This window comes from Roseobacter insulae (genome assembly GCF_019375555.1).
Lineage (GTDB): Bacteria > Pseudomonadota > Alphaproteobacteria > Rhodobacterales > Rhodobacteraceae > Roseobacter > Roseobacter insulae.
The window spans coordinates 1,055,192-1,066,842 of the sequence record NZ_JAHXDN010000001.1; the positions used below are offsets into that span (position 1 = coordinate 1,055,192).

Here is an 11,651-nt window from a genome sequence, read left to right on the forward strand (position 1 = left end):
CGAGGGGTAAATTGACGTCAAAAAGTCAGATAAACGCTGTGGTTGAACCTGCGATCGTGACCCGCGCGGATGCGGGCTCGGGTATCGTATTGGTCTGCGAGCACGCATCGAACCACTTTCCCGATGTCTACGATGGCCTGGGGTTGAGCGAAGAGGTGCGCAACAGCCATGCCGCATGGGATCCTGGTGCGCTCGGCGTCGCGGAGCGTCTTTCCGAAAAGCTCGACGCCCCGCTGATCGCGGGGGCCGTGTCGCGGTTGATCTATGACTGTAACCGCCCGCCAGATGCACCGGGTGCGATGCTTACACGCAGCGAAGCCTATGATATCCCCGGTAATATTGGATTGAGCGCTGATGAGAAGGCGGCCCGGGTTGCGCAGATCTATGACCCTTTTCACGCAACGGTGTCGGCGGTGCTCGACAAGGCGAAGGCCCGTGTGATGATCACCGTGCATAGCTTCACGCGGGTGTATCTGGGCCAATCCCGCGCTGTTGAAATTGGTGTGTTACACGATAGTGACGCCCGTTTGGCGGATGCCATGCTGAAGACCGCAGGTGATCACATCGCGCTGGTGACCCAACGCAATGCGCCATACGGACCCGGCGATGGCGTGATGCACACGCTCAAGAAACACGGCATCAGTCGCGGCATCCCGCATGTGATGCTTGAGGTGCGAAACGATCTGATCGAGACCCCGGAAGCCCGCGAGGGGATGGCGACACAGCTGGCTGCATGGCTTCACCATGCGCTCTCGCAACTCGGCGCGGAGCACGCGCGCATATGACCGGGTTGGCTGCTCGATATGTCCGTGTCGTTGACGCGGTGAATTACCGGATCGGTCGGATCATGATGTACGGCATTTTCGTGATGATGGGCATTCTGCTCTGGTCATCGATCTCGAAAACCTTCTTCCTGCCCTCGCTGTGGACACTGGAGATCGCGCAGTTCGCAATGGTGGCATATTACATCATGGGCGGGCCCTATGCCGTGCAGCTTGGCGCTAATGTGCGGATGGACCTGTTTTACGGCAATTGGACGCCGCGCAAGAAAGCGTGGTTCGATGCGTTCACCGTGCTGCTGCTGATCTTCTACCTTGGTGTTCTGCTCTATGGCGGGTTGGCCTCCACGGCTTATTCACTGGGCTATTGGGGGCAGGAGCCGCTGGCCTATTTCGCAGGGCTGGCGACCGGCACCGAAGAGATCGGGCGGCTGGAACGATCGAGCACCGCATGGCGGCCTTACATCTGGCCCGTCAAAACCATCATGGTGGCGGGGTTTTTCCTGATGCTGCTGCAGGCGATTTCCGAGTTGATCAAGGACATTGCGACGATCCGGGAGGTCGACCTGAATGTCCTATGAAATGATCGCGATCCTGATGTTCGCGTCGATGATGCTGATGTTGATGACGGGGCAAAGGGTGTTCGGGGCCATTGGAGGCGTCGCAGCGGTTGCAGCGATCCTGCTGTGGACACCGGGTGGTGTGAACATCCCGTTTTCATCCGCGATGAAGCTGATGAAATGGTATCCGCTGCTGACCCTGCCGATGTTCATTTTCATGGGCTACGTGTTGTCGGAGAGTAAAATCGCCGATGACCTCTACCGCATGTTCCACGTCTGGATGGGGCCGGTCTCGGGCGGGCTGGCGATCGGGACCATCGGGCTGATGGTGCTGGTCTCGGCGATGAACGGGCTGAGCGTTGCGGGCATGGCCATCGGCGCGACCATCGCGCTGCCGGAACTGCTGCGGCGCGGCTATGACAAACGCATGGTGACCGGAGTCATTCAGGCGGGATCGTCCCTGGGCATTCTTGTGCCACCCTCGGTGGTGCTGGTGCTCTACGCGATGATCGCGCGACAACCGGTGGGGCAGCTCTGGCTGGCAGGTGTGCTGCCCGGTCTGATGATGGCGGCCGCTTTCATCCTCTATATCTATCTGCGGTGCAAGGCGAACCCGGCTCTGGGGCCGGTACTGCCACCAGAAGAGCGCACCGTGCCGATGCGTGAAAAGCTTCGGCTTTTGCGCGCGGGCCTGCTGCCCGTGGTGATCTTTCTGACGATGATGGTGCCCTTCGTGAACGGATGGACGTCGCTGGTGGAAAGCTCCGCAATCGGCGCGATCACGGCGTTTCTCGCAGCGGTGCTCAAAGGACGGATGAACCGCGAGGTGTTCGAAGTCTCCGTGCGGCAGACACTGGCCATTTCCTGCATGTTCATGTGGATCATCCTCGCGGCCCTTGGATTTGGCGCGGTCTTCGACGGGTTGGGCGCGGTGAATGCCATCGATGACCTCTTTACCGAGAAGCTCGGGCTTGACCCCTGGCTCATCCTGATCCTGATGCAGCTCAGCTTTCTGCTGATGGGTACGTTTCTGGATGATACCGCGATGCTGGTGATCGTGGCACCACTTTATGTGCCGCTGGTCAAGGTGCTGGGGTTTGATCTGATCTGGTACGGCGTGCTTTACACCATCACGACCCAGATCGCCTATATGACGCCACCCTTCGGCTATAACCTCTTCCTGATGCGCGCGATGGCGCCGCCTGAAATAACCCTTCGCGACATTTATGGTTCGATCCTGCCATTTGTGGCGGTCATGCTGGTGTGTCTTGCTTTGATTATGGCCTTCCCGCAGATCGCGCTGTGGCTGCCCAATTACGTTTACGGAAAATAACCAAGACCCCGGACGACGGGGCGTCACTTTCAACAAGGAGAACCACCATGACAACACGACGTAAGTTTCTCACCACCGCCGCCGCGGGTGCTGCGGCGGCACCGCTGGCGGCCCCGGCGCTGGCGCAATCCACGATCAAGTGGCGGATGCAGACCTATGCGGGTCCGGCGCTGGCAGAGCATGTGATCAAACCCGCGATTGACAGCTTCAACAAGATTGCGGGCGACCGGATGCAGATCGAGCTGTTCTTCGCCGACCAACTGGTGCCCACGGGGGAGCTGTTCCGTGCGATGCAGAACGGCACCATCGACGCGGTGCAATCGGATGATGACTCCATGGCCTCGCCCACAGAGGTCACCGTGTTCGGCGGCTATTTCCCCTTCGCCTCGCGCTATTCGCTGGATGTGCCGGTACTTTTCAACCAATACGGTCTGAATGAGATCTGGGACGAAGAGTATTCCGCCGTTGGCGTGAAACACATCAGCGCCGGTGCCTGGGACCCGTGTCACTTTGCCACGAAAGATCCGATCAACAGCCTTGAAGATCTCAAGGGCAAACGCGTCTTTACCTTCCCCACCGCGGGTCGGTTCCTGACGCAATTCGGTGTCGTCCCGGTTACGCTGCCATGGGAAGACATTGAAGTCGCCGTTCAAACCGGCGAGCTTGACGGGATCGCATGGTCGGGCATTACCGAAGACTACACCGTGGGCTGGGCCGACGTGACCAACTACTTCCTCACCAACAATATCTCCGGGGCATGGGCGGGGTCGTTCTTTGCCAATATGGAAAGCTACAATGCGCTGCCGCCAGACCTGCAGGAATTGCTGAGGGTTTGCATGGATCAGTCGCATTATTATCGCCAGTGGTGGTACTGGGGCGGCGAGGCCAACCTGCGGGTCAATGGCACCAAGATGCAGCTGACCTCGATTCCGGATGCCGAATGGCAGCAGGTCGAAGACGCCGCGCTGAAGTTCTGGGACGAGATCGCGGCGGAAAGCGAGACCAAGGCGAAGGTGGTCGAGATCTTCAAGCAGTACAACGCTGATATGGTGAAGGCTGGACGCCCTTACCGTTACAGCTAATCTGACCGTCGGGGGCGGTCGTCACAGTCGCCCCCGACCCTTACCAAAATGGATACTTCCGATGCGCGGCACCCTGAGCTTTGATCACCTGAAATCCCAAGTGTCAGACGGTACGATCGACACTGTGCTGGTCTGTGCCGTGGACATGCAGGGCCGTCTGATGGGCAAGCGGTTCCACGCGGCGAACTTCGTCGATCATTCCCATGCGGAGACGCATTGCTGCAACTATCTGCTGGCCACGGATCTTGAGATGGCCACACCGGATGGCTATGCCAGCACGTCGTGGCAATCGGGGTATGGCGATTATGTGATGCGGCCCGATCTGACCACGATCCGACCGGTCCCGTGGCTTGAGGGCACAGCAATGGTGCTGTGTGATCTGCTGGACCATCATACGCATGAACCGGTACGACATTCGCCACGTGCCGTGCTGAAAAAGCAAATCGCAAGGCTGGACGACCTGGGGTTCACCGCGATGATGGCCACCGAGCTTGAATTCTTTCTCTTTGAGAAAAGCTTTGACGACATTCGCAAAAGCGGGTTCCGCGACCTCGCGCCGATCAGTGGTTACAACGAAGATTATCACATCCTGCAGACCACTAAGGAAGAAGCCATCATGCGCCCCTTGCGCAACCATCTCTATGCCGCCGGCATTCCGGTAGAGAATTCGAAGGGCGAGGCGGAAACCGGTCAGGAAGAGCTGAATATTCGCTATTCCGAAGCGCTGGCCTGCGCGGATCACCACACATTTGCAAAACATGCGGTCAAGGAAATTGCCTGGCAAAACGGCCGCGCCGCAAGCTTCATGCCAAAATGGAACGCCGCCAAGGTTGGCAGTTCCAGCCATGTGCACCAATCCCTTTGGGAGGATGGCAAACCGCTGTTCTATCAGGAAGGTGCCGATTTGGGCATGTCCGATCTGATGAAACACTACATGGCCGGTCTGATCGCATTCGCGCCCGACTACGTGGCGTTTCTTGCACCTTACGTGAACAGCTATAAACGCTTCGCAAAGGGCACATTTGCACCGACGAAAACCGTCTGGTCGGTGGACAATCGCACAGCCGGGTTCCGTCTGTGCGGTGACGGGACCAAGGGCGTGCGGGTCGAATGCCGGATCGGTGGCTCGGATCTCAACCCATATCTGGCGCAGGCCGCTATGCTCGCCGCGGGGATCAAGGGGATCGAAGACAAGATGGCGCTTGCACCGCCGACGACGGGTGACGTCTACGAAGATGATAAGGCGGCCGACATTCCACAGACGCTGCGAGCGGCCACCGAGACACTGCGACATTCCATGATGCTACGCCAGGCGATGGGCGACGACGTCATCGATCACTATACCCGCGCCGCGGAGTGGGAGCAGGAAGAATTTGACCGCGCTGTGACCGACTGGGAAATCGCGCGCAGCTTTGAGAGGGCCTGAGCCATGACCATCACCTGTCTGTCTCCGATCGACGGCTCGGTTTATGCAACCCGGGCCACATTGAATGAATTCGAAGCGGCCGAGGCGGTTGCCAAGGCCAGGGCCGCGCAGGCGGCATGGGCCGCGCGCCCCCTGGCGGAACGGGTTGACCTGGTGCTGGCGGGCGTGGCCAACGTGGGCGCGATGAATGACGAGATCGTTCCGGAACTGGCGTGGCAGATGGGCAGGCCTGTTCGCTATGGCGGCGAATTCGGCGGGTTCAATGAACGCAGCCAGTACATGGCGGATATTGCAGGCGACGCACTTGCAGAGATCGCGCTGGAAGACAGTACCGAGTTCAAACGCGTGATCAAGCGTGTGCCGCACGGGGTGGTTCTGGTCGTTGCGCCGTGGAACTATCCTTATATGACGGCGATCAACACCGTTGCGCCAGCATTGATCGCAGGCAACACGGTCCTGTTGAAACATGCCAGCCAGACACCGTTGGTCGGTGAACGTATGGCGCGGGCATTCCATGCTGCAGGTGTGCCGCAGGACGTGTTTCAGAACGTGTTCCTGACCCATCAGGCGACCTCTGCCCTGATTGCCGACCGGGCCTTCGGATTTGTCAATTTTACCGGCTCGGTTGCCGGTGGTCGGGCCATGGAAGCCGCCGCCCAGGGCACGTTCACCGGGCTGGGGCTGGAACTGGGCGGCAAGGATCCCGGCTATGTGATGGAGGATGCTGACCTTGATGCCGCCGTCGATACGTTGATCGATGGTGCGATGTTCAACTCCGGCCAGTGCTGCTGCGGCATCGAGCGGATCTATGTTGCCGAGAGCCTGTTCGACGCCTTTGTGCAAAAGGCCGTGACCGTTGTTGAAGGATACAAGTTGGGCAATCCGCTGGACCCCGACACAACCCTTGGGCCCATGGCGCAGGCGCGTTTTGCAGATACTGTGCGCAGTCAGACCGCGGAGGCGGTTGCGGCGGGGGCAAAAGCACTGATCGATCCCGCGCTTTTCCCACAAGACGGCGGTGCCTACCTGATGCCTCAAATTCTGGTGGATGTGGATCACTCCATGCGGGTCATGCGCGAAGAAAGCTTCGGGCCCGTGGTTGGCATCATGCCCGTCAAGGATGATACGGAGGCGATCCGACTGATGAATGACAGCGACTACGGGCTGACTGCATCGCTCTGGACGCAGGATGCCGCGCGGGCTGAATCCATCGGGGATGCCATCGAGACCGGCACCGTTTTCATGAACCGCGCAGATTACCTCGACCCGGGCTTGTGCTGGACCGGGTGCAAGGATACGGGACGCGGCGGCGGGCTGTCCGTCATCGGTTATCACAACCTGACACGCCCTAAATCATACCATCTCAAGAAGGCTTGACCCGATGTCACTCACAGCAAACTGGTCCTATCCGACGGCAATGCGGTTCGGTGCCGGACGCATCTCGGAAATCGCTGACGCCTGCCACGCGGCAGGCATCACCAGACCATTGTTGGTCACCGATAAAGGTCTGGCCGACCTGCCGATCACACAGAACACGCTGGACCTGCTGACCTCTGCCGGGCTGGGCCGCGCGATGTTTTGTGACGTCGATCCGAACCCGACAGAGAAGAACGCCGAAGAGGGCGTGCGCGCCTATCGCAAAGGCGGGCATGACGGCGTGGTGGCCTTCGGCGGTGGCTCTGGCCTCGATTTGGGCAAGGTTATCGCGTTCATGGCGGGGCAGACCCGGCCCTTATGGGATTTCGAGGACATCGACGACTGGTGGACACGGGCCGATGCCGCGGCCATCGCGCCCATCGTTGCTGTGCCCACCACCGCTGGCACCGGGTCCGAAGTGGGGCGCGCCAGCGTCATCACCAATTCCGAGACCCACGAGAAGAAGATCATTTTCCACCCGAAGATTCTGCCCGCCGTCGTGATCTGCGACCCCGAACTGACCGTCGGCATGCCACCGGCAATCACCGCGGGCACGGGAATGGATGCTTTTGCCCACTGCCTTGAGGCCTATTGCTCTCCGCACTACCACCCGATGAGCCAGGGTATCGCGTTGGAGGGGATGCGACTGGTGAAAGACAACCTGTTGCTGGCCTACCAGGACGGCACCAACCTGACCGCCCGCGCACACATGATGTCTGCGGCGGCCATGGGGGCCACGGCTTTTCAGAAGGGGCTTGGGGCTATCCACGCGTTATCACATCCCATCGGTGCGGTGCATCATACCCATCACGGGACGACGAATGCGGTTGTGATGCAGCAGGTGTTGATGTTCAACCGGCCCAAAATTCGCAAGCATCTGGCGCGCGCGGCGAATTACCTGAGTGTCTCTGGCGGATTCGACGGCTTTTATGAATTTGTCGGCGGGTTGAACGGCAAGCTGGGTATTCCCAAGAACCTTACGGAACTGGGCGTTAAAGATCCGAACATCGAGGCTCTGGTCGCCTCGGCGCTTCAGGATCCGAGCTGTGGTGGTAACCCGGTGAAAATGACCGTGAAGAATACAACCGAGCTGTTGGAAAGCTGCCTCTGACGACCGGGCCGACCTAGCTGTACCAGATGGCCCGGCGCAGAAGGTTCAGCCCGAGGAAGACAAAGAGTATCAGGATCGCGTTGCGGAAGGCTGCCGCCGAGAGCCGGTTCCGCAACACTTCGCCCGCGCTGAAACCCGCAATCGCAGGGATGAGCATGATCGCAGAGGCCCCGGCAAGCGGCCCGGTCAGGAATCCGAGCTGGGCATAGGCTATGCATAGCGGCAGGCTGCCGACAAAGATCAGATAGCCGGTGGCACGCACGAATTCGTCCTTGTCTACCCTTTTGGTTGCCAGATACATCGCCAGCGGCGCACCCCAGCCTGCGGTCATGCCACCCACCACGCCGGCCAAGAGTCCAAAGCCGATCTGTGCCTTGCGATCATGGTGCTCAGGCAAGGGCGGCACCAAACCACGCCAGCTGACGGCGACAAAGACGAGGATGACGACCCCCAGGACCGCAAGCAGCGCGCGGTCTCCGGTGTTCTGGGTGACAAAGGTTGTCGCGGCGACCCCGACCAGCAAGACGCCGGCAAACATCGCGTACCGGCGGGCGGTGCGTCTCAGGTGCCCGGCCCGAAAGACCTGCCAGGCGTTGGAACCGATCATCGGAAACAACACCAGGGCAATCGCCGTGCGGGGGTCGAAGAACAGCGTCATCAATGCAATTGCGGCTGTGGGCAAGCCAATTCCGGCAACGCCCTTGATCGCCCCCGAGATCAGAAAAGCGATGGCTGCCACAAGCAGGAGTGTCGTGAATTCCAAACTAAACCATCCCGTTCCGGTCGCGCGGCGCACGAGCGCAGTTCGACTGAAACTTCGGCAAGTGTCAATTGGACGCGGCTGGCGGGTGTCTATCGGGTTGCAGTTGAAGCACCCGGATCACTGTGCAAAACTCTGCTGAACACGACTTTTTCGGGAGCTTCTGATGTCTGCTTTGAAAACCACTGCCGCCGAGATGGTTGCCGATGCCCGTGCGAGGATCGAAGAGATCGAGACGGCGGATTTGATTGCGATGGTTGACGATCCTGACGTGGTGATCGTGGACATTCGGGATGTGCGGGAGAGGGAGCGCAGCGGGTTTATTCCCGGCAGTTTTCACGCGCCACGCGGTATGATCGAGTTCTGGGTTGATCCCCAAAGCCCTTACTTCAAGGACATATTTGCGCAGGACAAGAAGTTCGTGTTCCACTGTGCGTCGGGCTGGCGCTCCGCTCTGACGACCGCCACCTTGCAGGATATGGGGTTCAAGGCGGCTCATCTCAAAGAGGGGTTTTCCAGTTGGGAAAAGCACGGTGGCCCGGTCGCTTACCCCGAGCCCAAAAAGTAGGCTCCCATGCCGGTGGGGGGACACCCGGATCTTCGACGTTTTGCCGTCGTACGGCCCGCTTCCATGATAGCAAGTGCCTGGACTGAATATCGATCAGAGGGCAAAAGGGCCGCGCAAATCGTCGCATGACGGTATGCTTTTTGCAAATCCCGCCTATCTGAGCCTCAAGCGCCGGACACGCGTTCGGAGCGGGTTTTGAGGGCCTCACAATGGACACATTACTTCTGTCGCGCATTCAGTTTGGTGCGAATATTTCGTTCCATATTCTGTTCCCGACGATCACCATCGCGTTGGGATGGGTGCTGCTGTTCTTCAAGTTGCGGTTCAACGCGACGGGTGAACAGAAATGGATGGACGCCTATATGTTCTGGGTGAAGGTCTTCGCGCTTTCCTTCGCGATGGGCGTGGTGTCCGGCATCACGATGTCCTTCCAGTTCGGCACCAACTGGCCCGGTTTCATGGAAACCGTCGGGAATGTCGCCGGACCGCTGCTGGCCTACGAAGTAATCACCGCGTTCTTCCTTGAGGCGGTATTTCTGGGGATCATGCTGTTCGGCGCCTCACGCGTAAAGCCATGGGTGCACACGCTGGCGACTTTCCTTGTGGCATTCGGAACCACGATGTCTGCCTTCTGGATCATCGTTTTGAATTCGTGGATGCACACTCCGCAGGGCTACGAATTGCGTGACGGGGTTGTTTTTGCCACCGACTGGTGGGCGATCGTTTTCAACCCGTCCATGCCGTACCGCTTTATCCATATGCTTCTGGCCTCCGGTTTGACGGTGACATTCCTGATCGCCGGGGTGTCCGCGCTGAGGCTGCTCTGGGGGGATCGCGCCGAAAACGTGAAATCCACCTTTCGGTTTGGTGTCATTACCGCGGCAGCGCTCATCCCGCTTCAAATTCTGGCAGGCGATTTTCACGGCCTGAATACGCTTGAGCATCAGCCTGCCAAAGTGGCGGCGATGGAGGGAAACTGGGAAACGGGCCCGAATGTGCCGTTACTGCTCTTTGCGATTCCGGATCAGGCGCAGCGCGAAAACCACTTTGAAATCAGCATTCCCAACGGCGCCTCCCTGATCCTGACCCATAAGCCGGATGGCGTGGTGCCCGGTCTTAACGATTTCGTTGCCGAGGACGGCACGCTGCTGCATCCACGTGTCGCGCCCGTATTCTTCAGTTTCAGGGTGATGGTGGGCACCGGTATGGCGATGTTGCTGCTGTCCTGGGCGGGGGTCTACTACCTTCGCAGGTATGGTGCCGGCGACATGCCGCGGCTTCCGCTCTATGCCTTTACCGCGATGAGTTTCAGCGGGTGGATCGCGACACTGGCGGGATGGTACACAACCGAAATCGGTCGCCAGCCGTGGCTGGTACAGGGTCTTCTGACCACGAAGCAGGCGGTGAGCGACGTACCCTCCGGCATGGTCCTGAGCACGCTGATCGGGTACCTCGTCGTCTACGCGGTGCTGATCGTTGCCTATATCGCCGTGATCACCTATCTGGCCCGAAAAGCGACCCGCGGTGAACTGGCGACGACACGCAATTATGCCCGCAGCGGCGAGGCCGAAGTTGCGGCACTTCATCCGGGAGAATAGCGATGGAAATCTTCGGCGATCCGGCAGTCTGGCTGCCGTGGACTTTCGCAGCGCTGATGGGGCTCTCCATCCTGATCTACGTGATCCTTGATGGGTTCGACCTTGGTGTCGGGCTCTTGATGCCCCTGGCCGACGCCCGCGAAAAGGATCGACTGGTCGCGTCTATCGGCCCTTTCTGGGACGCGAACGAGACATGGCTTGTACTGGCGATCGGTCTGTTGCTCGTGGCCTTCCCGACAGCACATGGCGTCATTCTGACGTCGCTCTACATGCCGGTTTTCATCATGCTGATCGGGCTGATCCTGCGCGGCGTCTCCTTCGAGTTTCGCGCCAAGGCGCCTCTCGCCCAGAAATCAAAGTGGAATGCCGCTTTTTTTGCCGGGTCGCTCATGGCTTCCATGAGCCAGGGTTTCATGCTTGGCATGTACATCATGGGGCTGACGTGGACGTGGAGCCATATCGCCTTTGCCCTGCTGACAGCCGTTTTTCTGACCGTTGGATACAGCTTCATTGGTGCGGCATGGCTTATCGGCAAGACCGACGGAGTTTTGCAGGCGCGCGCAGTTGGCTGGGCAAAAGGTGGCATCTGGGGCCTGATTCTGGGGATCGTGGCGATTTCGCTGGCAACCCCTTTCGTAAGCGAGCGCATCTTCGCGAAGTGGTTCAGCTTTCCGCAATTCTTCTACCTGTCACCGCTGCCGGTGTTGTCGGGCATTCTGGTCGGGTACATATGGTGGCAAATCCGGCGCTTGCCGCAAGAACACGACCGGCGCGCATGGGGGCCGTTTTCAGCGGCGATGGCGCTTTTTGCGCTGGCGTTTGGCGGGATGGCCTATTCCTTCTACCCCTATGTCGTCCCGGAAAAAATAACGATCTACGAAGCAGCCTCCGCGCCGGAAAGCCTGTTCATCATCCTGATCGGAACGCTTTTTGTCCTGCCGGCGATCTTGGGGTACAGCTGCCTTGCGTATTATATCTTCCGCGGCAAGGCGACAGATCTGCGCTACGACTAGGGCGC

11 protein-coding genes are annotated in these 11,651 nt (G+C 59.4%); 10 read left to right on the forward strand and 1 reads right to left on the reverse strand.

Going from position 1 to position 11,651, the window contains the following annotated elements; genetic code table 11:
* Positions 1 to 38: 38 nt before the first annotated feature.
* From KX928_RS05105 to KX928_RS05135, 7 genes are all read left to right on the forward strand, one after another.
* The gene (locus KX928_RS05105; protein ID WP_308342190.1) at positions 39 to 785 is read left to right on the forward strand and encodes an N-formylglutamate amidohydrolase; all 747 of its coding nucleotides are present in this window, start codon (positions 39 to 41) and stop codon (positions 783 to 785) included.
* On the forward strand, positions 782 to 1,360 hold the full coding sequence (locus tag KX928_RS05110) for a TRAP transporter small permease subunit (protein ID WP_219499650.1): 579 nt from the start codon (positions 782 to 784) through the stop codon (positions 1,358 to 1,360). Before KX928_RS05105 ends, KX928_RS05110 begins: the two co-directional genes overlap by 4 nt.
* Complete coding sequence (locus KX928_RS05115) at positions 1,350 to 2,672, forward strand: TRAP transporter large permease (RefSeq protein WP_219499651.1); 1,323 nt, start codon at positions 1,350 to 1,352, stop codon at positions 2,670 to 2,672. Before KX928_RS05110 ends, KX928_RS05115 begins: the two co-directional genes overlap by 11 nt.
* 47 nt (positions 2,673 to 2,719) lie before the next feature.
* Positions 2,720 to 3,754: a TRAP transporter substrate-binding protein gene (locus KX928_RS05120; protein WP_219499653.1), complete on the forward strand. Its 1,035-nt coding sequence runs from the start codon at positions 2,720 to 2,722 to the stop codon at positions 3,752 to 3,754.
* 61 nt (positions 3,755 to 3,815) lie between these two features.
* Positions 3,816 to 5,180: a glutamine synthetase family protein gene (locus KX928_RS05125; protein ID WP_219499654.1), complete on the forward strand. Its 1,365-nt coding sequence runs from the start codon at positions 3,816 to 3,818 to the stop codon at positions 5,178 to 5,180.
* A gap of 3 nt (positions 5,181 to 5,183) precedes the next feature.
* Complete coding sequence (locus tag KX928_RS05130) at positions 5,184 to 6,557, forward strand: aldehyde dehydrogenase family protein (protein WP_219499655.1); 1,374 nt, start codon at positions 5,184 to 5,186, stop codon at positions 6,555 to 6,557.
* Positions 6,558 to 6,561: 4 nt separating this feature from the next.
* On the forward strand, positions 6,562 to 7,707 hold the full coding sequence (locus KX928_RS05135; RefSeq protein WP_219499656.1) for an iron-containing alcohol dehydrogenase: 1,146 nt from the start codon (positions 6,562 to 6,564) through the stop codon (positions 7,705 to 7,707).
* A 13-nt stretch (positions 7,708 to 7,720) separates the two neighbouring features.
* On the opposite strand, the gene KX928_RS05140 is transcribed toward KX928_RS05135, so the two are convergent.
* Positions 7,721 to 8,470 carry a sulfite exporter TauE/SafE family protein gene (locus KX928_RS05140; protein WP_219499657.1) on the reverse strand — a complete coding sequence of 250 codons (750 nt, stop codon included), beginning with the start codon at positions 8,468 to 8,470 and terminating at the stop codon, positions 7,721 to 7,723.
* Between the two features lie 163 nt (positions 8,471 to 8,633).
* Here KX928_RS05140 and KX928_RS05145 point away from each other — a divergent pair, with 163 nt between their 5' ends.
* The 3 genes from KX928_RS05145 (at position 8,634) to KX928_RS05155 (ending at position 11,646) form a co-directional block, all read left to right on the forward strand.
* Positions 8,634 to 9,035 (forward strand): rhodanese-like domain-containing protein, encoded by a 402-nt coding sequence (locus KX928_RS05145; protein WP_219499658.1) that lies wholly within the window; start codon positions 8,634 to 8,636, stop codon positions 9,033 to 9,035.
* A 209-nt stretch (positions 9,036 to 9,244) separates the two neighbouring features.
* On the forward strand, positions 9,245 to 10,633 hold the full coding sequence (locus KX928_RS05150; RefSeq protein WP_219499659.1) for a cytochrome ubiquinol oxidase subunit I: 1,389 nt from the start codon (positions 9,245 to 9,247) through the stop codon (positions 10,631 to 10,633).
* Positions 10,634 to 10,635: 2 nt separating this feature from the next.
* The gene (locus tag KX928_RS05155; protein WP_219499660.1) at positions 10,636 to 11,646 is read left to right on the forward strand and encodes a cytochrome d ubiquinol oxidase subunit II; all 1,011 of its coding nucleotides are present in this window, start codon (positions 10,636 to 10,638) and stop codon (positions 11,644 to 11,646) included.
* The last annotated feature ends 5 nt before the right edge of the window (positions 11,647 to 11,651 follow it).